General features: G+C 67.9%; 22 protein-coding genes. 12 read left to right on the top strand and 10 right to left on the bottom strand.

Features of this window, described 5'->3' with window-relative positions:
* The first annotated feature begins 144 nt into the window (after positions 1 to 144).
* The 5 genes from PSS76_RS13090 to PSS76_RS13070 all read left to right on the top strand — a co-directional run bounded on the left by PSS76_RS13090 (position 145) and on the right by PSS76_RS13070 (position 7,144).
* Positions 145 to 1,662, top strand: a complete 1,518-nt coding sequence (locus PSS76_RS13090; RefSeq protein WP_013414957.1) for a cytochrome ubiquinol oxidase subunit I — start codon at positions 145 to 147, stop codon at positions 1,660 to 1,662.
* 9 nt (positions 1,663 to 1,671) lie between these two features.
* A complete protein-coding gene (gene cydB / locus PSS76_RS13085; RefSeq protein WP_022594227.1) occupies positions 1,672 to 2,694 on the top strand; it encodes a cytochrome d ubiquinol oxidase subunit II in 1,023 nt (340 codons plus the stop codon).
* On the top strand, positions 2,691 to 4,430 hold the full coding sequence (gene cydD, locus PSS76_RS13080; RefSeq protein ID WP_084870361.1) for a thiol reductant ABC exporter subunit CydD: 1,740 nt from the start codon (positions 2,691 to 2,693) through the stop codon (positions 4,428 to 4,430). Before cydB ends, cydD begins: the two co-directional genes overlap by 4 nt.
* Positions 4,420 to 6,147 (top strand): thiol reductant ABC exporter subunit CydC, encoded by a 1,728-nt coding sequence (cydC, locus tag PSS76_RS13075; RefSeq protein ID WP_337456248.1) that lies wholly within the window; start codon positions 4,420 to 4,422, stop codon positions 6,145 to 6,147. Before cydD ends, cydC begins: the two co-directional genes overlap by 11 nt.
* Positions 6,148 to 6,427: 280 nt before the next feature.
* Complete coding sequence (locus tag PSS76_RS13070; protein ID WP_081183354.1) at positions 6,428 to 7,144, top strand: hypothetical protein; 717 nt, start codon at positions 6,428 to 6,430, stop codon at positions 7,142 to 7,144.
* Positions 7,145 to 7,500: 356 nt separating this feature from the next.
* Here the strand turns inward: PSS76_RS13070 and PSS76_RS13065 are convergent, their stop codons facing one another.
* Complete coding sequence (locus tag PSS76_RS13065) at positions 7,501 to 8,199, bottom strand: heme-binding beta-barrel domain-containing protein (protein ID WP_013414961.1); 699 nt, start codon at positions 8,197 to 8,199, stop codon at positions 7,501 to 7,503.
* A 264-nt stretch (positions 8,200 to 8,463) separates the two neighbouring features.
* Between PSS76_RS13065 and PSS76_RS13060 the strand changes: the two genes are divergently transcribed.
* Positions 8,464 to 9,690, top strand: a complete 1,227-nt coding sequence (locus PSS76_RS13060) for a cutinase family protein (RefSeq protein ID WP_081183611.1) — start codon at positions 8,464 to 8,466, stop codon at positions 9,688 to 9,690.
* A gap of 61 nt (positions 9,691 to 9,751) precedes the next feature.
* Here PSS76_RS13060 and PSS76_RS13055 read toward each other — a convergent pair whose 3' ends face one another.
* The 6 genes from PSS76_RS13055 to PSS76_RS13035 form a co-directional block, all read right to left on the bottom strand.
* Entirely contained in the window at positions 9,752 to 10,057 is a 306-nt protein-coding gene (locus PSS76_RS13055; protein ID WP_005515371.1) for a DUF1416 domain-containing protein, read from the bottom strand.
* 5 nt (positions 10,058 to 10,062) lie between these two features.
* Entirely contained in the window at positions 10,063 to 10,896 is an 834-nt protein-coding gene (locus tag PSS76_RS13050; protein WP_005515369.1) for a sulfurtransferase, read from the bottom strand.
* A 101-nt stretch (positions 10,897 to 10,997) separates the two neighbouring features.
* Entirely contained in the window at positions 10,998 to 11,471 is a 474-nt protein-coding gene (locus PSS76_RS13045) for a DUF4395 domain-containing protein (protein ID WP_005515368.1), read from the bottom strand.
* A 145-nt stretch (positions 11,472 to 11,616) separates the two neighbouring features.
* Positions 11,617 to 11,703: a putative leader peptide gene (locus tag PSS76_RS23920; RefSeq protein WP_350317252.1), complete on the bottom strand. Its 87-nt coding sequence runs from the start codon at positions 11,701 to 11,703 to the stop codon at positions 11,617 to 11,619.
* A gap of 22 nt (positions 11,704 to 11,725) precedes the next feature.
* Positions 11,726 to 12,199: a thioredoxin family protein gene (locus tag PSS76_RS13040; RefSeq protein WP_081121518.1), complete on the bottom strand. Its 474-nt coding sequence runs from the start codon at positions 12,197 to 12,199 to the stop codon at positions 11,726 to 11,728.
* On the bottom strand, positions 12,196 to 12,981 hold the full coding sequence (locus tag PSS76_RS13035; RefSeq protein ID WP_037085655.1) for an LmeA family phospholipid-binding protein: 786 nt from the start codon (positions 12,979 to 12,981) through the stop codon (positions 12,196 to 12,198). The genes PSS76_RS13040 and PSS76_RS13035 overlap by 4 nt, the downstream gene beginning before the upstream one ends.
* Before the next feature lie 141 nt (positions 12,982 to 13,122).
* Here PSS76_RS13035 and PSS76_RS13030 point away from each other — a divergent pair, with 141 nt between their 5' ends.
* From PSS76_RS13030 to pstB, 6 genes are all read left to right on the top strand, one after another.
* On the top strand, positions 13,123 to 13,884 hold the full coding sequence (locus tag PSS76_RS13030) for a winged helix-turn-helix transcriptional regulator (protein ID WP_064079635.1): 762 nt from the start codon (positions 13,123 to 13,125) through the stop codon (positions 13,882 to 13,884).
* On the top strand, positions 13,885 to 14,793 hold the full coding sequence (mshD, locus tag PSS76_RS13025; protein ID WP_022594231.1) for a mycothiol synthase: 909 nt from the start codon (positions 13,885 to 13,887) through the stop codon (positions 14,791 to 14,793).
* A 205-nt stretch (positions 14,794 to 14,998) separates the two neighbouring features.
* Positions 14,999 to 16,126 carry a phosphate ABC transporter substrate-binding protein PstS gene (pstS, locus tag PSS76_RS13020; protein WP_081183351.1) on the top strand — a complete coding sequence of 376 codons (1,128 nt, stop codon included), beginning with the start codon at positions 14,999 to 15,001 and terminating at the stop codon, positions 16,124 to 16,126.
* 58 nt (positions 16,127 to 16,184) lie between these two features.
* On the top strand, positions 16,185 to 17,234 hold the full coding sequence (gene pstC / locus PSS76_RS13015; protein WP_005515357.1) for a phosphate ABC transporter permease subunit PstC: 1,050 nt from the start codon (positions 16,185 to 16,187) through the stop codon (positions 17,232 to 17,234).
* Between the two features lie 3 nt (positions 17,235 to 17,237).
* Positions 17,238 to 18,143, top strand: a complete 906-nt coding sequence (gene pstA, locus PSS76_RS13010) for a phosphate ABC transporter permease PstA (RefSeq protein WP_005515356.1) — start codon at positions 17,238 to 17,240, stop codon at positions 18,141 to 18,143.
* Positions 18,144 to 18,237: 94 nt separating this feature from the next.
* On the top strand, positions 18,238 to 19,014 hold the full coding sequence (gene pstB, locus PSS76_RS13005; protein WP_005515355.1) for a phosphate ABC transporter ATP-binding protein PstB: 777 nt from the start codon (positions 18,238 to 18,240) through the stop codon (positions 19,012 to 19,014).
* An 85-nt stretch (positions 19,015 to 19,099) separates the two neighbouring features.
* On the opposite strand, the gene PSS76_RS13000 is transcribed toward pstB, so the two are convergent.
* The 3 genes from PSS76_RS13000 to phoU all read right to left on the bottom strand — a co-directional run bounded on the left by PSS76_RS13000 (position 19,100) and on the right by phoU (position 22,258).
* Positions 19,100 to 20,230, bottom strand: coding sequence for an NDMA-dependent alcohol dehydrogenase (locus tag PSS76_RS13000; RefSeq protein ID WP_005515354.1), 1,131 nt, complete (start codon positions 20,228 to 20,230; stop codon positions 19,100 to 19,102).
* 278 nt (positions 20,231 to 20,508) lie between these two features.
* On the bottom strand, positions 20,509 to 21,495 hold the full coding sequence (locus PSS76_RS12995) for an endonuclease/exonuclease/phosphatase family protein (protein WP_069856248.1): 987 nt from the start codon (positions 21,493 to 21,495) through the stop codon (positions 20,509 to 20,511).
* A gap of 73 nt (positions 21,496 to 21,568) precedes the next feature.
* Positions 21,569 to 22,258, bottom strand: coding sequence for a phosphate signaling complex protein PhoU (gene phoU, locus PSS76_RS12990; RefSeq protein ID WP_005515352.1), 690 nt, complete (start codon positions 22,256 to 22,258; stop codon positions 21,569 to 21,571).
* Positions 22,259 to 22,333: the final 75 nt, after the last annotated feature.

The raw sequence follows: 22,333 nt of genomic DNA, 5'->3' as shown, positions 1-22,333 counted from the left end.
TTGTGCCGACGGGTCTACTACATTCCGTAGTAACAAATAGCTGCGGTGAGCTTCACGCCGCAGTAGCTTTGTGAACAGGGATCGAGCGGACGCCCACGTCTCGACCCCGAAGCCTGTCCTAGGGGCCGAGTTTTCGGAGTAGCCATGGATGTCTTGGATGTCTCGCGGTGGCAGTTCGGAATCACCACCGTCTACCACTTCATCTTCGTTCCGCTCACGATCGGACTGGCGCCGCTGGTCGCGATCATGCAGACGATGTGGGTGATCACGAAGAAGGATCACTGGTATCGCCTGACCAAGTTCTTCGGCAAGTTCTTCCTGATCAACTTCGCCCTCGGGGTTGCGACCGGCATCGTCCAGGAGTTCCAGTTCGGCATGAACTGGAGCGAGTACTCGCGGTTCGTCGGCGACGTCTTCGGCGCACCACTGGCCCTGGAGGGGCTCGTCGCCTTCTTCCTCGAGTCGACCTTCCTCGGGCTGTGGATCTTCGGTTGGGGCCGGCTGCCGAAGCTGGTGCATCTCGCAACCATCTGGCTCGCGGCCATCGGCGTCAATGCGTCGGCCTTCTTCATCATCGTCGCCAACTCGTTCATGCAGCACCCGGTAGGCGCGCGGTTCAATCCGGACACCGGGCGCGCCGAACTCGAGAGCATCTGGACGTTGCTGGGCAACAACACTGCGTGGGCAGCGTTTCCGCACGCCGTCGCCGGAGCCTTCCTGACCGCCTCCACCTTCGTCGTCGGCATCGCCGGTTGGTGGATGGTGCGCAACATGCGCAAGGCCAAGACCGCCGCTCCGGAGGAGCGCGAGGTGTTGGAGAACGATGCGCGTGGAATGTTCCGACCCGCCGCCCGGATGGGCATGCTCGTGATGATCATCGCGGGTATCGCCGTGATCTACACCGGTGACGTCCAGGGCAAGCTCATGTTCCAGCAACAACCCATGAAGATGGCGTCCGCGGAGTCGTTGTGCCACACCGAAACCGATCCGGACTTCTCGATCCTCACCGTGGGCACCCACAACAACTGCGACAGCGTCACCCACGTCCTCAAGGTGCCGTACGTGCTGCCGTGGCTCGCGGAGGGCAAGATCAGCGGCGTCACGCTGCAGGGTGTGGAAGACCTGCAGGCCCAGTACGAGGAGCAGTTCGGCCCAGGTAACTACCGGCCCAACCTCTTCGTCACGTACTGGTCGTTCCGCGCGATGATCGGCCTCGCCGCCGGCTCGGCCGCGCTGGCGCTGGCCGGGCTCTGGGTGACGCGCAAGGGCAGGGTCCCGGACCAGAACTGGTTCAAGTGGTTGTCGCTCATCGCGATCCCGACGCCGTTCCTCGCGAACAGTGCGGGCTGGATCTTCACCGAGATGGGCCGTCAGCCGTGGGTGGTGCACCCCAACCCGACCGGTGTCGACCTGATCAGGCTCACCGTCGACCAGGGTGTCTCCGACCATCCGACAGCGCTGGTCGTGACCTCGCTCGTCGTCTTCACCGTTCTGTACGGCGCGCTCGGCGTGGTGTGGTTCTACCTCATCCGCCGGTACGCGATCGCGGGTCCGTCGCCGCACGACATGCATCCGCCGGGTGAGGGCCCCAAACCGAAGGCCGGCGGCCCGGGCGAACCGGGCGAACCGGAATCCGACGAACAACTTTCGTTCGCCTACTAGGAGACCGACATGGGACTGCAGGAATTCTGGTTCATTCTCATCGCGGTGCTCTTCGTCGGGTACTTCGTGCTCGAGGGATTCGACTACGGCGTCGGGATGCTGCTGCCGGTGCTCGGCAAGACCGAGATCCGCAGACGGGTCGTCATCAACACCATCGGCCCGGTGTGGGACGGCAACGAGGTGTGGTTGATCGTCGGAGGCGGTGCGTTGTTCGCGGCGTTCCCGGACTGGTACGCGACATTGTTCTCGGGCTTCTATCTACCACTGCTGTTGATTCTCGTCGCCCTGATCCTGCGGATCTGCGCCATCGAATGGCGCGGCAAGATCGACGACGACAAGTGGCGCTGGCGGGCGGATCTCGGGATCATGATCGGTTCGTGGGTGCCGGCGGTGCTGTGGGGCGTGGCGTTCGCGAACATCGTTCGCGGCGTTGCGATCAACGCGGACAAGAAGGTCACGTCGGGCTTCTTCGATCTCCTCAATCCCTATGCGCTGCTCGGCGGTATCACCACCGGCCTGGTCTTCGCCCTCCACGGTGCGGTGTTCATCGCGCTCAAGACCGCGGACGACGTCCGGATCGACGCCGCGGAACTGGCGAAGAAGCTGGCCATCCCGGCGGTGCCGGTCGCGGGTGGGTTCGTGCTGTGGACCCAGTTGGCCTACGGCAAGGGCTGGACGTGGATCCTGGTCGCGCTCGCCGCGGTGGCGGTGCTCGCGGTCGTCTTCTTCACCCGCTTGGAACGCGAGGGGTGGGCGTTCGTGTTCACCACGCTCGCGATCATCGGCGCGGTCGTGCTGCTGTTCGCTTCGCTGTACCCGAACGTGATGCCGTCCACGATCAGTGAGGCGTACAACCTCACGATCGAGAACGCATCGTCGAGTCCGTACACCCTGAAGGTGATGAGTTGGGCCGCAGTGATTCTGGTGCCCGTCGTGCTCGTCTACCAGGGCTGGACGTACTGGGTGTTCAGCAAGCGGATCTCGACGAAGCACATCCCGCCGTCGATCGGCCTGCCCACGAAGATCGGATGACTATCGAGTCCGATCGCCCCGCCCGCGCGCCACGCCGGGCGGGGCGCGGGGACCGTCGGCGGTCGGGTCCGGTCGATCCGCGGCTGTGGAAGTACTCGGCATCGGCGCGCGGCTACCTGATCCTCACGGTCGTGCTGTCCGCGGTGAACGTCGCGATGGTGATCGTCTCCGCGGTGCTGATCGGCACGATCCTGGCCGGCGTCATCACGTCCGACAGGCGCAGCATCGCGGACTGGCGAACGGACCTGCTGTGGCTGGCCGCGGCGGTCGTGGTGCGGGTGTCGGCGGCGTGGTTGCACGCCCGCTACGCCCACCGCGCCGCGAACCGCGTCGTCGCCGAACTCGAGGTCGAGGTACTCGAATCAGCGACCAGGATGTCGCCACGGGATCTCGACCCACGGCGCGACGAGATCGCCACGGTCCTCACCCGCGGTATCCGCGGCCTGGCACCGTATCTCACCGGTTACCTGCCGGCGTTGATCCTGGCGGCGACACTCACGCCGGCGACGTTCGTCGTGATCGCTCTGCAGGACCTCACGGCGGCGATGATCGTGGTGATCACGCTGCCGCTCATCCCGGTGTTCATGATCCTCATCGGTCTGCTCACCAAGGGGAAGTCGGAGGCGAATCTCGGCGCGATGACCCGGCTCTCCGGTCAGCTGATGGATCTGCTGGCGGGCCTGCCGACACTGCGCGCCCTGGGCCGCGAACACGGTCCGGCTGCGCGGGTGCGGGAACTCGGCGATGCGCACCGCAAGACGACGATGTCGTCGCTGCGGGTCGCGTTCCTGTCGTCGATGGTGCTCGAGATGCTCGCGACGCTGTCGGTGGCGCTGATCGCGGTGAGCATCGGCCTGCGCCTGGTCTTCGGCAACATGGAGCTCGAACCGGGCATCGTGGCGCTCATCCTCGCCCCCGAGGTGTACCTGCCCCTGCGCATGGTGGGCATGCAGTTCCATGCGGCCGAGGACGGTCTCGCCGCCGCCGACAAGGCCTTCGCGGTGATCGACGAGGCCCCCGCTCGTCGGGAGGCGGGAACCGGTTCCGAGGTACCCGCGGACAACTCGGTCGAGCTGGTCGGCGTCAGCGTGCACTCGCGGTCCGGGCTCGCACCGCACCGGCTGGACGTCTCGTGCAGGCCCGGACAGGTGACGGTGCTGACCGGTGCCAACGGCTCCGGGAAATCCACGGCGCTGCAGGTGATCCTGGGTCTCGCCGAGCCTGCCGAGGGCGCGGTGCGGGTGGGCGGCGTCGACGTCGCCTACCTGGACCGGACCCGGTGGTGGGACCGGATCGCATGGCTGCCGCAGCATCCGGTGCTGGTGCCGGGCACTCTCGGCGAGAACCTCGCGCTGGTCGGACCGGTGGATCCCGGGTCCGACGCGCTTCACCGCGCCTGTCGAGCAACCGGATTCGACGCGGTTCTCGCCGAGCTCCCACGCGGGTGGGACACCGTCGTCGGGGTCGGTGGCACCGGCCTCTCGCTAGGCCAGCGGCAGCGCCTCGCGCTGACCAGGCTACTGGTGTCGCCGCGCCCGGTGCTGTTGCTCGACGAGCCCACCGCGCACCTCGACGACGACACCGAACGCACCGTGCTGACTTCCCTGCGCGATCTCGCCGGGAAGGGCCGCACCGTCGTGGTGGTCGGCCACCGGCCGACCGTGCTCGCGGCGGGCGACCGGGTGGTCCGGGTGGAGGCGCAGCAGGAAGTCGGGGCGCAGCAACATGAATCGTGATCTGGTGCGGGCGATCCGCCTGCTCGACCTCGAACCGCGCCGGGTCTTGGCCGCAATCGCCGCCGGCGTCGCAACGCTCGGTAGCGCACTCGCGCTGGCGGCGCTGTCGGCGTGGTTGATCACCAGGGCATGGCAGATGCCGCCGGTCCTGGACCTCACCGTCGCGGTCGTCGCGGTGCGAGCGCTGGGCATCTCCCGGGGCCTCTTCCGCTACCTCGAGCGCCTCGCGACGCACGACGCCGCGCTGCGTGGCACGACGTCGGCGCGGACCATGATCTACCGGCGTCTCGCCGACGGCGACCCCGCGGCAGCAGCGGGGCTGCGCCGCGGCGACCTGCTGGCTCGCACCGGCGCCGACGTCGACGCGCTCGGCGACGTGGTCATCCGGGCGCTGGTACCGATCGCGGTCGCCGTCGTGATGTCCTTGTCCGCAGTGATTCTGTTGGGGCTGATCTCTCCGGCCGGGGCGCTCGTTCTCGCCGTCGCGCTCGCGGTGTCCGGGATTCTGGCGCCGTGGCTGTCGGCGCGCGCGGCGCGTCTCGCGGAATCCGAGAGTGCCGCGGCGACGGCACTGTTCAGCGAGACTGCCGTCACCGCGTTGGACCATGCGGCCGAACTGCGCGTGGCCGGACGCCTCGACGACGTAGTCGCGCGAGCGGAGGCTGCCGACGACGAGGCGGTCCGCGCCGCGGACCGGGCGGCGAAACCGGCGGCGTTCGCTGCCGCCGCCACGCCCCTCGCGATCGGCGCGAGCGTGCTCGGCTCCCTGCTCATCGGCATCACGTTGTACGGGACGGACGGGGGCGCGCCGGGCGCGATGACTCCGATGTCGTTGGCGATTCTCGTGCTGGTTCCGCTCGCAGCTTTCGAGGCGACCGGTGCGCTTCCGGCCGCCGCCGTCGCTCTGACCCGTGCCCGGATCGCGTCCACCCGGATTCTCGAGCTGCTCGACCGGGCGGGCGAGGCGCGGCCCGGCGGCAGCCGCACGCCGCCCGATCCGGCCGACGTGCGCGCCCGGGACCTGCGTTGCGGCTGGCCCGACGGCGACAAGGTGACCGCACCGCTCGACCTAGATCTGCCGCCGGGCGCACGCATCGCAGTGGTCGGGGGCAGCGGCGCGGGCAAGACCACACTGTTGATGACGGTGGCGGGACTGCTGCCGCCGGTCAGCGGAACCGTGACCGTCGACGGTGTCCCGCTCGCCGACTTCCGGCCGGACGATCTGCGGCGCGAGATCGGGTTCTTCGCCGAGGACGCGCACCTGTTCGACACGTCGGTGCTCGAGAACCTGAGGGTTGCCCGGGGTGATCTGACCGAGGACGACGCTCTCTCGGCGCTGCGAACCGTCGGACTGGGGGAGTGGGTCACGCGCCTGCCGCGGGGGGTGCACACGTCGCTGGGTGGTGGTGCGCGCGCCATCTCGGGTGGCCAGCGCCGCCGCTTGCTGTTGGCGCGGGCACTCGTCTCGCCGGCTCGGGTACTGCTGCTCGACGAGCCGACCGAGCACCTCGACGCGTCCGACGGCGCGCAGATCCTGCGCGAGCTGCTCGACCGCAACGGCTCGCTGGTCGACGCCACACGGACTCTGATGCTCGTCACGCACCAGTTGCCCGCCGATGCACGTCCGGATCGGATCGTCACCGTGGGTGAGGCGCCCGCCGACGCGGGCGACGGTGTCAGTCCGGGTGAACCGATGGGTGCCTCGCAGCGGCCCTGACCACGGGCGATGTGAACTGCACCGCGCGGCCGTCTGTGTTGCAACACGTTCTAGTGATCTCGTGATCGTTCGCGCGTTCCGTCGCGTTACGAGCGGCGATTCGTCGAAAAGTGCCCCCGACCTCGGTGCTAGTTTTCTGGACGTACGTCCGAATTACTAGCTACTATGTGATCGACTTCACGACGAAATAGGCAACTCGGCGGAGTTGTGCACTCGATACTGAAACGCGTTCTACCATCCCCCTCAGGCCGGCCCCCCAACCCACTGAACGGAGCTGTTCATGTCACGTCGCTCGCTACGACACGCCGTCGCCGCCACCGCCTCGATGGCGATCCTCGCCGCCGGCGTCACCGTCGGACTCGGAGCCACCACGGCGCAGGCCGCTCCGGCGTGTGCCACCAAGCAGTCGGTCACCGACGATTGGCCCGGTTCCGTCTGGACCCCCTACACCATCAGCAAGGAGATCGTCGGTGACGGCACCGCCGCTCCCGGGCACACCGTCACCTACCTCACGAAGGTGTCCGGCTCGGGTGCGCTCGTCGGCGAGATTCGTGACTTCCACCCCGCCGGCTTCGAGTTGGTGAAGGCCCGGGTGAACGTGAAGTGGGTGATCGGGGGGCAGCAGTGGGAGGACGTCACCGGCACCGCCGTCGTCGGCAACAACTCCGTCAAGGCCACGGGCGCCGGGTGGACCACGGCGGGCGGCGGAGTCGTCGCCTTGGAAACCACGTACAAGATCCCGGACAACGCCGTGGTCGGTAGCAAGCTGGACAGCGGTGCCGGCACCAACATCCTGCTCGCGGGCGGAGACTGGAACATCAATCCGATGGGCGTCTGTGTCACGGTCCGTCAGCCGAACCCGGTGGAGGCCGGTTCGGGCAGCCTCGAGGACCTGGGCATCGGTGGTCAGGTCTTCGGATCGCTGACCGACCCGCAGGGTTCGATCTCCAACGTGGTCGGCGGAATCCTGGGCAACGTGCTCGGCAACATGAGCTAGTTCCCGTCCCACCCGAACCACACGCGAGCCCCGTCCCGGCACTGTCCGGGGCGGGGCTCGTTCGCTGCGTGAAACACGTCACCGGATAATCCGTTGCCGAGCGCTTCCGTCGAGCGTAGCTTCGGGTCTACACGAGGAAGGAGGTGGTCTGAAGTTGAATGACAAACGGACACGTGAGGTGGCTGTCCGCTAGCCACGATGCTTTTCGGGTTCACTGACCGCAGCGCGGCTGGCGAATCCCAGACAGCTACCCGACCCCCGAGCCCTCCGGCCACGTCCAGGCCGGAACTCCACGAACGACGAAACCCCCGGGCTTCGTCACGTGGACGGGCCCGGGGGTCGCTGTCGTTCGGGGGTCAGCCGATGTAGCGCTGGAGTCGTGCCGAAAAGCGAGGGGCGAGAGGCCCGTCGGCGACGACGCGCTCTTCGACGTACGCCAGATCGCCGCCCTCGACGATGCCGTACAGACGCTTGGCGCCGCCGATGAGTTCGCCGGACTCGCTACGGATCACGACGTCGGTGGCGAGTTCCCACGAAGACTGCGTGAGGGCCTGGCCGTAGAACAGTTCGACGACACCCGACGAGTGCGTGAGGAGGAGCTCGACAACTTCCTCCTTGGTGCTACCGGGGATACCGTCGCCGGCGACGCGCCAGTAGCCGCTCTCGCGCTGATCGGGGCCGACATAGGCGCCGTCCGCGTCCAGACGCCACGTGCGGGACTCCCAGACCAGGTAGTTGCCACCGTCGTGCGACACGACGATCTGCTGGCCGAACGGGTAGTCGTCGCCGCTCTCCGCATCGTGACCCTCGCCCTCGCCGCGCCACACGCCGACGAGCGGCAGGAGCGCGAGCATTCCCGGGTTGAGGTCCGGCCCGAGCCGCAGATTCGCGGTGTCCTCGGGCAGGGGGAGATCGGGCAGTGTCGGGATGTTGCGACCCGCCGTTTCCTTCGCACGCTCTTCTGCAGCCGCGACCGCCCGGTCGCCGCTGCCACGAACTACGTGCGACTCGGTGTCGTCAGGCTGCGAACCGCCTGCGCCGGGATCCTGATTCACGGCTTGTCGGTGACCAGCCGGTACACGACGTACAGCGAGAACCAGGTGATCAGGATGGCGGCAAGTACCAGGAGAACCTCGAAGAAGATGACCACGGGCTCATCTTAGACCGCGCCCCCGCGGCGTTCGAAATCGGACGGGACCGTGCCGCCGGGTGAATCGATCCGGCCGAATCGAGCTCGACGCCCGTTATGCGGGAGTACGGTGCTCCCGGATCGCCAACGGAACAAGATCAGCACTGGGTGCGAACGTTCGGAGGTGTCGATGGGACGCAGGGTTGAGCGGATGGTCGGAACGGCTCTCGGTGGGCTGGTCGCCGCCGCGACCCTGTTCGCGTCCGGTGGTGTCGCGGCGGCGGAAGGGTCGTCGGCGCCGGGGTCGGCCGGGGCGCCCGTCGTCGACCCGAACAACGGCGGTGCGGGGTGCCCCGACCTTCTGGTGGTCGCGGCGTCGGGCGCCGGTGATTCCACCGTGGACCGTGACCCGTTCGCCGACATGAACCAGCTGCCCGGGGCCAACTGGCTGAACCGGATCACCGTGTCGCTCGGCCAGGCGAACCGGGATCAGCCGGGCACGGTGGGGTGGATGTACGTGCCCTATCCGTCGACCTACGGCGTGGGACTGCTGGCGGACGTGCCGACCTACCAGGACTCGGTGGCCGCCGGCGTGGCATCGGCGAACCGGATACTCGACGAGAAGAAGGCGCAGTGCGGCGCCGCGACCCGGTTCGTCCTGCTCGGCTACAGCGTCGGCGCCGAGATCACCGAACGGGTCGCCCGGGACATCGGCCACCGGGACGCGTCGGCAGCCGTGACCGCCGACGACATCGCAGGCGTCGCGCTCGTCGGAGACCCCTACCGCCCGGCCGGGACGCCGTCGCTCGGCGAGCCCGGACCGGCCGGCGGGGGCTTCATGGCGTCCGAGCCGGCCGATTACGGCGCGCTCGCCGGCCGGATCCTCTACGACTGCCGCCCGATGGACATCGCGTGTGACGCCCCGCCGGACATCGCGCTGCTCGAACTCGCGCTCGGTGTGCTCGGACAGGTGCGGTTCACGATCGTGAACCCGGTGCAGACGTTCGCCGACTTCGGTCGCGTGGCATCCGACATGTCGGCGCGCGCGATCGCCCATATCGTCACCCGCGAGGACTGGTTCACCTCCGACGAGTCGCTGCTCGACGTGCTGCGAACCGTCGCCGACCAGACCTACCGTGACGATGCGGCGATGGCGGCAGCGACACCGGAACGCATTGCGGCACTGGATGCCTGGGCGCGTGGACCGGGGGCCGACGTGGTCCGGGCCAAGCTCGGCGCCGAAGGAGCCGGATTCCTCGAGGACAACCGCGGCATCGTCGATCTCATCGTCAAGCCGTACCTGTTCCTCGGACCGCTCCAGCACGTCCTCTACTGGCTTCCCGGCCCCGCACCACTCCTCGGCGACAGTGAACGAGTTGCCGAGTGGATCGACGGACTGCCACGCGGTGGCGCCTAGGCGACGAAAGGGGCGCCACTCCGAGTGGAGTGGCGCCCCTTCGTGTCTGGTGTCGAACGACCTACTTCGCGACCGTCACGTCGACGGCGTAGACGCCGGCGCTGTCCGGGGTGATCGTCACGTCGCCGTTGCCGGTGCTCGACAGGGCGCGGACCTTCCAGGTGCCGGGTGCGGCGAAGAAGCGGAAGTCGCCGGTCGCGGACGCGACGACCTCGGCGGTGAACTCGTCGGTGCCGTCGAGCAGGCGGACGAACGCGCCACCCACCGGCTGGCCGTCAGCGGCCAGCACGCGGCCGGTGATGACGGTTTCCTTCTCGACGTTCACGCCCGCGGGCAGGGTCTGGGTCTGAACAGGTGCTCCGCACATTTTCCTTATGCTCCCAACTCGATCGGTGCGCCGACCAGCGAGCCGTACTCGACCCAGCTGCCGTCGTAGTTCTTCACGTTCTGCTTACCGAGGATCTCCTGCAGCACGAACCAGGTGTGGCTCGAGCGCTCGCCGATACGGCAGTAGGCGATGGTGTCCTTGGTCTCGTCGAATCCCTTGTCCGCGTACAGCTTCTCGAGGTCGGCGTCCGACTTGAAGGTGCCGTCCTCGTTGGCGGTGGTGCTCCACGGGATGTTGATGGCGCCGGGGACGTGGCCACGCTGCTGAGCCTGTTCCTGCGGCAGGTGCGCCGGCGCGAGGATCTTGCCCGAGTACTCGTCGGGGGAGCGGACGTCCACCAGGTTCGCGGAACCGATCGCGGCGATCACGTCGTCGCGGAAGGCGCGGATCGAGGTGTCGGGCGCTGCGGCCTTGTACTCGGTGGCCGGGCGGGTGACGGTCTCCTTCGACAGCGGACGGCCGTCGAGCTCCCACTTCTTGCGGCCGCCGTCGATCAGCTTGACGTCCTGGTGGCCGTACAGCTTGAAGTACCAGTACGCGTAGGCCGCGAACCAGTTGTTGTTGCCGCCGTAGAGGACCACGGTGTCGTCGTTCGCGACGCCCTTGGCGGACAGCAGTGCGGAGAACTGCTCCTGGTTCAGGAAGTCGCGGCGGACGCCGTCCTGCAGGTCCTTGCGCCAGTCGAGCTTGATCGCGCCCTCGATGTGGCTGGCGTCGTATGCGGCGGTGTCCTCGTCGACCTCGATGAAGACGGTCTTGGGAGCATCGAGGTTCTGCTCTGCCCAGTCTGCCGAGACCAGGACGTCGGAGCGAGCCATGAAGTGTCCTTTCGATGATGGAGCGCGGGTGTGAATGCGTGGAGCGAGGCGGGCGGGACCGGTGCGAGCACGGTCCCGCACGGGGGAGACGGGGTCGGTGGTCAGGCTGCGCTGGGTGTGCCGCCGCGCAGACGCGCGACCAGCGGATAGATCTGGCAGCCGAGGCAGATGCCGAAGGCGGCGTTGAGCAGGGCGGCGAACAGGGCGAACCCGGTCGCGATGCCGCCGACGATGCCCGCGCCGAGCAGGAAGGCAACCGCGCCGACGGCGGCGAAGGTCAGCCCGACGCCCTGCGCGAACCGCAGTGGGGCGACGGGCTCGCGCTCGACCGTCGGGCTCAGCCGCGGCGCGACGAACGCGGCGAAGAGTTGGCCGTACGGGCTGCGGCGCGGTCCGGCGACAGCGCCGATCGCGAACACCACGGCCTGCGCGGTGAGCAGCAGGCCGGCGGCGAGAGTGGAGACGGTCGAGAGCAACAGCACGAGGACGAGGACGCCGGTCGTGACCCACGCGGCGAAGCGCGGACCGCGGACGTCGACCTGCTGGGCCGGGTGCGTGGACGTGGGAGTTGCCATTGTGGGGTGCTCCTGCGGACTACCGATTGTTGACGTGCCGACGTGGAGATGCGGCAGGGACCGGACTCGGGGGGATTCACCGATCACGGACGGGGGTCGCAGCGAGAGACGCTGGGCGAAGAGAAGAAGACAGCCGTCTGCGTGATCAGCAGCAGGGACAGCAACAACCACCGAGGCGGCACAGATCGACTGCGCGGCGACGGGTGAGCATCAGCTCATGGTTGGCGTACACGTGGTGCAGCGTACCCGGTTTTTCAGGAATTGGGGCGCCCGGTTTCGAGCAGGGGTGCGAGTGCGGTCTCGAGGTCCGGTGCGGACGGCACACCCGAGATGCGGAACCGCTCGGTGAGCGCGCCGTCGAGGATGAACGTCGTGGGCAGCGACAGGACGCCGAGAGTTTTTGCCAGAGCGGGATGTTCGTCGATGTCGACCTCCGCCTCGGTGGCGGCCGGAGTGCCGTCGGGGTCCGCCTCGAATCGGGCGAGGACCTGTCCGACCACGCGGCGGACCGCAGCACACGGGCCGCACCAGTCGGCCGAGAAGTGCAGCACGATCGGGCCTCCGGTCGCGGTGACACCGGCGGCCGCGAGCTGCGTCGCCCGCTCGTCGTCGACGGCTGCGGTGGCGGCCGGGGCCGTGGCGCGCACCTTGCCGGCGCGGGACTGCAGTATCAGCCCGACGGCCACGGTCGCGGCGATCGCCACGACGAGGATGATCAGCGCGGTCACAGCTGCGCCTGCAGTTCGTCGAGGTTGATGACGAGGTTCTCGCCGGTGCCCTCGACGACGATCTGCGAACCCTGCGCGTACACCTCGGTGGGCATGATGCCGAACGGCAGCGACTGCGGGTCGATCGTCTTGGTGAAGCGGTCGAGCACCTGCTGGCGCAACGGGGCCGGCACCGTGAACTCGGCCTCGCCCTCGGGGCCGAAGTTGAAGTCGGTGGCCACGATCATCAGCTGCTCGCCCCGCAGGACCAGGTCGGCCTGCACACTCACCGTGGTCTGCAGCGGCCCGACCGGAACCGTGCCGGTGAGGACGATGCCGCCGTCGTCGGTGGTCGAACCCGATCCGCCGGAACCACCGGTGCCGTCGGACTTGCTCGCCGGCGGAGCGGAAACCTGCAGGTCCGGGATGCCGAGGAACTTGCCGAGGTCGGTGGCGTCGATCTTCATCCGGCCGTCGAGGTAATCCACCGGGACGGTCTGCACCGAGCCGTCGAGCAGCGCGGACGCCGGGACGACCACTCCCTTCAGGGACGCCTCGATCGTGACCTCTCCGATCATGTCGGCCTCGACCTGCTGCGCCCGGATCTCGACGTTGTCGTACTTCCCGTTCCACGCCTGTGTGAGGAAGGGGAATCCGTGGATGGTCACCTCGGGGTCCGCGTTGAGCGAGCCGCCCTCCCGCAGCGCGCGCGAAACCCGGAACTCGGAGTAGGCGGCGGCGCCGAAATCGACGACGACGGCGAGTCCGACGAGGCACACCAGGCCGATGATGAGTTTGCGCACCTCACCATTCTTACCGAGTCCGTCGGGCACCGGTGCGACGGTCCTGCCTGACCTCGCGCTAATCTGTCCCCGAAACATGAACGTCGGTCCACTCGGTGTCGGCCCCTGCGTCGGCACTCGCGACGCAGAGAGGGAGGTTGAGTGGAGCTGCTGCTTCTGACCTCCGACCCCAATCCCGATACGGTGCTGCCCTCGTTGGCATTGCTGTCCCATTCCGTGCGCCCCGCTCCGACAGAGGTTTCGTCGCTGCTCGAGGCCGGCGCCGCGGATGTGGCACTCGTCGACGCCCGTAGCGACCTGGCCGCAGCCCGCGGCCTGTGCCGACTACTCGGCAGCACAGGATCGGCGATTCCGGTCGTGGCCGTACTCACCGAGGGCGGCCTTGTCGCGGTGAACTCCGACTGGGGGCTCGACGACATCCTGTTGCCGTCGACCGGGCCCGCGGAACTCGACGCGCGACTGCGGTTGCTGGTCGGCCGCAACGGCGGGGTGGCCAGTCCCGAGGCCACCGGCAAGATCACGCTCGGAGAGCTCGTGATCGACGAGGGGACGTACACCGCGCGACTGCGGGGACGTCCCCTCGATTTGACTTACAAGGAGTTCGAGCTCCTGAAGTACCTCGCACAGCACGCCGGCCGGGTCTTCACCCGCGCCCAGTTGCTGCAGGAGGTGTGGGGTTACGACTTCTTCGGTGGCACCCGAACCGTCGACGTCCACGTGCGACGACTACGCGCCAAGCTCGGCTCCGAGTACGAGTCGCTGATCGGCACCGTCCGCAACGTCGGTTACAAGGCGGTCCGCCCGGCCCGGAACGCCGGCCGGGGCGGACCCGTCGGCGATGCGGGCGAGGCGGAGGACACCGACGACCCGGATCTCACCCCTACCAACGGATCGGCGTACTAGATGACCGTGCAGCAGCTCGACTGGATCGATTCACCGCCGGTCGAGGCGGTTCGGGCGATGATTGCCCGTGCCACCGTGGCCGACGGCACCGCGCCGATCTCGGAACAGGCGGTGCATGCGCTGGCGGCCGACGGTCCGTCCCGACACCTGGTCTGCACGGTGGAAAACCGTCCGGTGGGCTACGCGCACCTCGAGCCCGGCCACGGGGACCATCCCGCCATGGCGGAGGTCGTGGTGGACCCGGCCGAGCGCGGGGCCGGTGTCGGTGGCCGACTGGTGGCCGCGGTACTCGAGGCGGGCGGACCCGGCACTCGGGTGTGGGCGCACGGCAACCTCCCTGCCGCGGTCGCGGTCGCGCGGCGGCTCGGTCTCACCGGCGCCCGGGAACTGCTGCAGCTGCGTCGCTCGCTCGCAACCCCGGACCTGCCCGACGTCGTGGTGCCGGACGGCGTCACGCTGCGGACCTACCGTGGACCCGAGGACGACGCGGAGTTGCTGCGCGTCAACGCGGCCGCCTTCGCGTGGCACCCCGAGCAGGGGACGTGGACGCAGCGCGAGATCGACGAGCGCCGCGCCGAGCCGTGGTTCGATCCCGCGGGGCTGTTCCTGGCCTTCCCGTCGGAAGGGGACACGAATCGTCTCCTGGGCTTCCATTGGACCAAGGTGCACGCGCCCGAGAACGGCGACCCCGCGCTGGGGGAGGTGTATGTGGTCGGCATCGACCCCGATGCGCAGGGCCGGGGCCTGGGCCGAGTGCTCACGCTCGCCGGCCTGCACCATCTGCGCGACCGTGGGCTGGGCACCGTGCTGCTGTACGTCGAGGGCGACAACACCGCCGCGCTGCACACGTACGAGCGCCTCGGATTCGAGCGGTTCCACGTGGACGTCGCTTACGCCGCACAGCCCTGACCTGGCCGTTCGGCCGGTGTGACCCACGTCTCGGTCGAATTCTCGCGGGTGTTCATCTTCCGTTCACCGAACCGGGTCCCGTTGGCTACCGGGCGCCCCTACCTTTCTGGCCTGGGTGACAGAACGTCGCCCGGTGCGGGCTTGCGTCCCGCACCTACCGTGCCGCCCGACCGTGGGCGTGACGCTAGACCAGCGGAGGACCAGGGTGAATCTCGACCGCAAGGGCGCACTGCTCGGAGTGGTAGCTGTGGGTGCCGTGACGGCGATGTCGCTGACCGCGTGCGGCAGCGACAACAATGCCGCGTCGTCGACCGTCGACACGTCGGCGTCCACGGCCCTGTGCGACGGCAAGGACAAGCTCTCCGGCGCCGGATCGTCTGCGCAGAAGAACGCGATGGACGAGTTCACCTCGACCTACATCGCGGCCTGCCAGCAGAAGGGCAAGAGCGTCAACGTCGCGTACAACCCCAGCGGCTCCGGTGACGGCCGCACGCAGTTCATCGCCAACCAGATCGACTTCGCCGGCTCCGACTCGGCGATCAAGGGTGAGCAGGCCGAGCAGGCCAAGCAGCGTTGCCAGGGCAACGACGCCTGGAATCTGCCGCTCGTGTTCGGTCCGGTCGCGATCGCCTACAACCTCGACGGCGTCGACGGACTCGTCCTGAACGGCGAGACCATCGCCAAGATCTTCAACGGTGGCATCACCAACTGGAACGACCCGGCCATCGCCGCGCTGAACTCCGGCGTGAAGCTGCCCGACGAGAAGATCAGCCCCATCGTGCGCTCGGATTCCTCCGGCACCAGCGACAACTTCCAGCAGTACCTCGAGGCCTCGTCGAAGGGTGCCTGGACGCAGGGCGCCGGTTCCGACTTCAAGGGTGGCGTCGGTGAGGGGGCGAAGGGCTCGGCGGGCGTCGCTCAGGCCGTCGCGTCGGCTCCCGGCTCGATCACGTATGTCGAGAAGTCGTTCGCCGATCAGCAGAAGCTGCCGGCCGCGCAGATCGACACCGGTTCCGGCCCGGTGGAGCTGACGCAGGAGACCGCGTCGAAGGCCATCGCGAACGCGTCGTTCAAGGGCTCGGGCATCGGTGACCTCACGCTCGACCTGAAGTCGATCTACGGCACCCAGGAAGCCGGCGCCTACCCGCTGGTTCTCGCCACCTACGAGATCGTCTGCTCCAAGGGCTACGACGAGGCGACGGGCAACGCGGTGAAGTCGTTCCTCACCAGCGCCGCGAACGAGGGACAGCAGACGCTGGCCGACCAGGGTTACGTGCCGCTGCCGGAGTCGTTCCGCGCCAAGATCAACGAGTCGATCTCCGCGATCGCCTGATCGGAACGATCGTCCGACGGACCGCCCATCTATATTCAGACGGAGAATGTGAGCGCAGATGACTGACGCGAGCACAAGGTCGACACCACGCGCCTCCGACCCCGCGGACGGCGGGGCCGGGGTGGGCGGTCCGCACGGTAACCCGGAGGCCCCGATCACTACCCCACAGGCCACGAAGAACAAGACGGTCACCCGTCCCGGCGACCGGATCTTCGGATCACTCGCATCGGGATCGGCGGTCTTCATCACGCTGCTGGTAGCTGCGGTCGGCATCTTCCTGATCTGGCGTGCAGTCCCCGCGTTGCAGCGCAACGAGGTCAACTTCCTCACCAGCCGGGTGTGGGACACCGACAACATCAACGCGATGGCGTTCGGCGTCTTGGACCTGTTGCTGGTCACGGTGATGGTGTCGGTGTTCGCGCTGGTGCTGGCGATGCCGGTGGCGCTCGGTATCGCGATCTTCCTCACCGAGTACGCGCCGAAGAAGCTGTCCCGGCCGCTCGCGTACGTGATCGACCTGCTCGCCGCGGTGCCGTCGATCGTCTACGGCCTGTGGGGGCTGCTGGTGTTCGCTCCGGCCATCGCACCGCTCGCGGTGTGGCTCAACGAGCATCTCGGATGGATTCCCATCTTCGCCGACGGCAGCGGCTCCATCCGCGGTGGCGGCACCATCTTCACGGCCGGCATCGTGCTCGCGGTGATGATCCTGCCGGTGATCACCGCGGTGACCCGCGAGGTGTTCGCCCAGACACCCAAGGCACACGTCGAGGCCGCGCTCGCGCTCGGCGCCACCCGTTGGGAAGTGGTGCGCACCACGGTCATTCCGTTCGGCAAGTCCGGCTACATCAGCGGCTCGATGCTCGGCCTGGGCCGCGCGCTGGGCGAGACGATGGCGCTGTACATGATCCTGCGCACCACGTCGCAGGCGTTCAGCGGATCGCTCTTCGACAGCGGTTCGACGATCGCATCGAAGATCGCCCTCGGCTACGCCGAGTTCAACAACAACATCCAGGCGGGTGCCTACATCGCCGCCGGCCTGGTCCTGTTCGTGCTCACCTTCGTGGTCAACGCGGCAGCGCGTGCCGCGATCGCCGGAAAGCGGGACTGACCGATGACCAGCGTCCTCGACAAGCCGATCAAGGCGCCCGCCTTCCAGGGTGTCGGATTCCGCCGCCGCTCCACCGATCTCACCGCCACGGTGCTGGTGACCCTGTCCGTCCTCATCGCGCTCGTGCCGCTCGTGTGGGTGCTGTGGACGGTGGTGGTCAAGGGCATCAGTGCCATCATGTCGCAGACGTGGTTCACCCATTCGCTGAGCGGACTGTCGGCCTCGGCCGAGGGCGGCGGCATCTACCACGCCCTCATCGGGACGCTGATGCAGGGACTCGTCTGCGCCGCGCTGTCCGTCCCGCTCGGTTTGTTCGTCGCGGTCTATCTCGTGGAGTACGCGGGTAATTCGCGGCTCGGCAAGCTCACCACGTTCATGGTCGACATCCTCTCCGGTGTCCCGTCGATCGTCGCGGCCCTGTTCATCTACGCGCTGTGGATCGCCACGTTCGGCTTCCCCAAGTCGGCGTTCGCGGTGTCGCTCGCACTGGTGCTGCTGATGGTTCCGGTCGTGGTCCGCAGCACCGAGGAGATGCTGCGGATCGTGCCGGACGACCTGCGCGAGGCGTCGTACGCGCTGGGCGTGCCCAAGTGGAAGACCATCGCCCGCATCGTCGTTCCGACCGCCCTGCCCGGCATCATCACCGGCGTCATGCTGGCCCTGGCCCGCGTCCTCGGTGAGACCGCGCCGCTGCTGATCCTGGTGGGCTACGCGCCGTTCATCAACTTCAACCTGTTCGGTGGAGAGATGGGGACGCTGCCGGGCGTGATGGTCGCGGAGATGAACAACCCCACCGACGCCGGCTCCAACCGGATCTGGGGCGCGGCCCTGACCTTGATCCTCCTCATCGCGGTCCTCAACATCATCGCGAAGGTGATCGGCCACTTCACCACGGTGCGCAACAAGTGAGCACCGAACAAGCGGCGATCGGCGCAATCGCCGCAACCCCAGAACCTCGTAAGCACATACTCGAGCTGACGCTCGCACCAGTAGGGAGCCGATAATGGCCAAGCGTCTGGATCTCAAGGACGTCAACATCTACTACGGCAAGTTCCACGCCGTCGCCGATGTCGGGCTGTCGGTGCCCCCGCGCAGCGTCACCGCGTTCATCGGGCCGTCGGGCTGTGGCAAGTCGACGGTGCTGCGTTCACTCAACCGCATGCACGAGGTCACCCCGGGCGCCCGCGTCGAGGGCTCCGTGCTGCTCGACGGCGAGGACATCTACGGCTCGTCGGTCGACCCGGTCGGCGTCCGCAAGACCATCGGCATGGTGTTCCAGCGGCCCAACCCGTTCCCCACGATGTCGATCCGCGACAACGTGGTCGCCGGGCTCAAGCTGCAGGGCATGCGCGACAAGAAGAAGCTCGACGAGATCGCCGAGCAGTCGCTGCGCGGAGCGAACCTGTGGAACGAGGTCAAGGACCGCCTCGACAAGCCGGGCGGCGGTCTCTCGGGTGGTCAGCAGCAGCGTCTGTGCATCGCTCGCGCGATCGCGGTCTCGCCGGACGTTCTGCTGATGGACGAGCCGTGCTCGGCGCTGGATCCGATCTCGACGCTCGCGATCGAGGATCTCATCACCGAACTGAAGAAGGACTTCACGATCGTCATCGTCACTCACAACATGCAGCAGGCTGCGCGCGTGAGCGACCAGACGGCGTTCTTCAACCTCGAGGCCACCGGCAAGCCGGGCCGGCTCATCGAGATCGACGACACCGAGAAGATCTTCTCCAATCCCACCCAGAAGGCGACCGAGGACTACATCTCGGGCCGTTTCGGCTGATCTGCTTCCACGACGAGGCCCGGTGCGTATCGACGCACCGGGCCTCGTCGTGTCCCGCTCGTACGGTCGTTCGCGTCAGGTCGGTTCAGCTCCGATCGGCGTCCGTGTACCGGATCACGCCGCGAATGTTCCTGCCCTCCAGCATGTCCTGGTAGCCGTCGTTGATCTCTTCGAGCCGGTAGGTCTTGGTGATGAGATCGTCGAGGTTCAGCTTGCCGGAGTGGTACATCGACAGCAGTGACGGGATGTCCTTGCGAGGGTTGGCCCCGCCGAAGATCGTGCCGCACAGCTGCTTCTGCAGCATCGACAGCTGGAACAGGCTGAGTCGGGTATCCATGTCGGTGACCGAGGCCAGGCCGATGACGACGCACCTTCCGCCCTTGGCGGTCAGGATCATCGCCGGCTCGATGTCCTCGCCGTGCACCACGCCCATCGCCAGCATCACCTTGTCGGCCATGCGGCCCCAGGTGATCTCCATGACCGGCTCGATGGCTTCCGCCATGGAGGCGAACGTGTGGGTGGCGCCGAAGCGCTTGGCCTGGTCCCGATGGAACTCGACCGGGTCGATCGCGATGATCCGCTCGGCGCCGGCCGCTGCCGCGGCCTGAACCGCATTGATGCCGATGCCGCCGACGCCGGCGACGATCACGGTCTCACCCGGGCGGACGTCCGCGATGTTGACGGCCGATCCCCATCCGGTGGTGACACCGCAGCCGACGAGAGCCGCCGCCTCCAGCGAGATGTACGGCTCGATCTTCACCACCGAGAACTGGTTCACGGTCACGTACGGCGAGAACGTGCCCAGCAGGCACATCGGGATGACGTCCTTCCCTCGCGCCTGCACGCGGTGGGTGCCGTCGGAGATGGCCTGCCCGGTGAGCAGATACATGCCGAGGTCGCAGAGATTCTGGTGGCCGGTGGAACATTGGGCGCACTGGCCGCAGGCGGGGATGAAGGAGAGCACCACGTGATCGCCCTCCGCCAGCCCCTTGACGCCCGGGCCCACCTTGCTGATCACGCCCGCACCCTCGTGCCCGCCGAGCGCGGGGAAGCTCGGCAGCGCGATGTCGCCGGTGACGAGGTGGTGGTCCGAGTGGCACAGGCCCGACGCGGCCAGTTCCACCTGGACCTCGCCCTCGCGGGGATCGCCGAGGTCGATCTCCTCGACCGACCACGGTTCGTCGAGCCCCCACAGAATTGCGCCCTTGGTCTTCATGTTGCGGATTCCCCTCTACGAGACGACGGTGCGATGACGAACTTCGAAGTGAGTGCTGCACATGGATCTGCGGTCGAGTGGTGGACCGACCCCGCTCGGAATGCTCACACAATGGCACTCGCTGGACGGCGTGTCAACGAAATCCGTGACGCCCGCGGCGGTAGACATGTCGGTACCGGAATGTCGTGCACGCGGGTGCGTCAGACGTTTGACCGGCGTCCGTTCGTTCTGTCGATTGCTTTGGCGGGGAGGGGATCTGGCCGGACGGGAAACGGAACTTACGAGCCGTCGGTGCGCAGCAGGACGTCGACGAGCAGGCCGTGATGGTCGGATCCGGCGATGTCGATGCGTTCCAGATCCGTCGCAACGGCACCCTTGGTGATGACGCGGTCGATCCCGGTGACGGCCGGATACCAGCGCGCCGCCGGCATCGTCGGAACCAGCCCGGCGCCCAACTGATCGGCCGTGTCGGCGTAACCGTCGGTGAGCAGCGCGCGGTACTGCGGCTGGGTGTAGCTCGCGTTGAAGTCACCGCTGACGACGACGTTGTCGCGCCCGGCGAACGAGCGCATCTCGTCGTGGATGCCGCGCAGTTCGGCCGCCCACAGCTGCGCCGGGAACAGATACGCGGGTGCGGGGTGAACCGCCAACAGCGTCAGCGGTTCCCGCAGCCCGACGTCGATGTCCGCGGTGAGGTTCACCGAGAAGAAGTCGGGCAGGTTGTGGGTGTTCGACAGCGGGAATCGGCTGTAGACCCCGCCGCCCTGGCCGCCGGGACCGTACGACACCACGAATCGGTGGGGCAGTACGTCGTCGAGTCCCGCTCGTTCCAGCGCCTCGATCGACTCGTCGGTCAGCTCCTGCACGGTCAGGATGTCGACGTCCCGGTCGCGGACCGTCCGCACGAGTGCATCCGGATCGGCCTGGCCCACCTTGACGTTTGCCTGCATGACGCGAACGGTGGGGCCGGTGGCAGACGCGGGGGACACGCCGTCTGCTCCGGGGATGAACAGCGGTGCGAGCAGCCAGGTCCCCAGAGCGCACACGGCAAGGCAGGCGGCGGACGCACGCCATCGCCGGCCCACGGTGGCGACGATCGCGCCGAACAACGTCAGCAGCAGCAGGGACGGCGTCCGGCCCGCCAGCAGGACGACGAACCGGTTCTCCACCGGGACGGTCGACGCGAGCAGGCCCACCGTCCCGTACAGGGCGCACAACACTCCGACGATGCCGGTCGATCGCTCGAGGTGTGGAGGCAGGCGCACGTGTCGATCATGCCCTGTCCGACGCGAAGCGCCCGCCGGGAAGGAATCCCGACGGGCGCTCGGTGTCCGTTCGCTACAGCTCCGGATAGGTGGTGAGGTCGTCGGACTCGTTGCTGGGCTCGACGGGCATCTTGCCGGTGACGAGGAAGATCACCCGGCGCGCGACCTCGACGGTGTGGTCGGCGAAGCGCTCGTAGAAGCGGCCGAGGAGGGTCACGTCGACGGCGGCGGCGACACCGTGCTTCCATTCACGGTCCATGAGCACGCTGAACAGGTGGCGGTGGAGGTCGTCCATCGCGTCGTCCTCTTCGTGCATCTTCGCGGCACGTTCGGGGTCGCGGGTCTCGAGGACCTCCTTGGCGCCCGCGCCGAGCGCGACGGCGATGCGGCCCATCTCGGCGAAGTACCCGTTGACCTCCTCGGGGAGGACGTGGTTGGGGTGCCGACGGCGGGTGATCTTGGCGACGTGCAGCGCGAGAGCACCCATGCGGTCGATGTCCGAGACGATCTGAATGCCGCTGACCACCGATCGGAGATCCCCGGCCACGGGGGCCTGCAGCGCGAGCAGCGCGAAAGCCCGCTCCTCGGCGATCACGCTCAGCTCGGTGATCTTCTCGTGCTCGCCGATGACCTGCTCGGCGAGCCCGAGGTCCGCCTGCAGGAGTGCCTGGGTTGCCTTCTCCATGGCCGCTCCGGCCAAGCCCGCCATCTCGCCGAGGGTGTCGGCGAGCTCGGTCATCTGTTCGTTGTAAGCGACGCGCATGAGGTCACAGCCTACGGCGTGCCGGAAACCAAGTCACCACGGTCGGGTGAACGGCGGGTGAATGACCGGGACAGT

Origin of the sequence: Prescottella sp. D32, from assembly GCF_037287305.1 — a bacterium.
Taxonomy (GTDB): Bacteria; Actinomycetota; Actinomycetes; order Mycobacteriales; family Mycobacteriaceae; genus Prescottella; species Prescottella equi.
The sequence above is the reverse complement of the archived record's forward strand: the minus strand, read 5'-3'. Positions and strand labels throughout refer to the sequence as shown.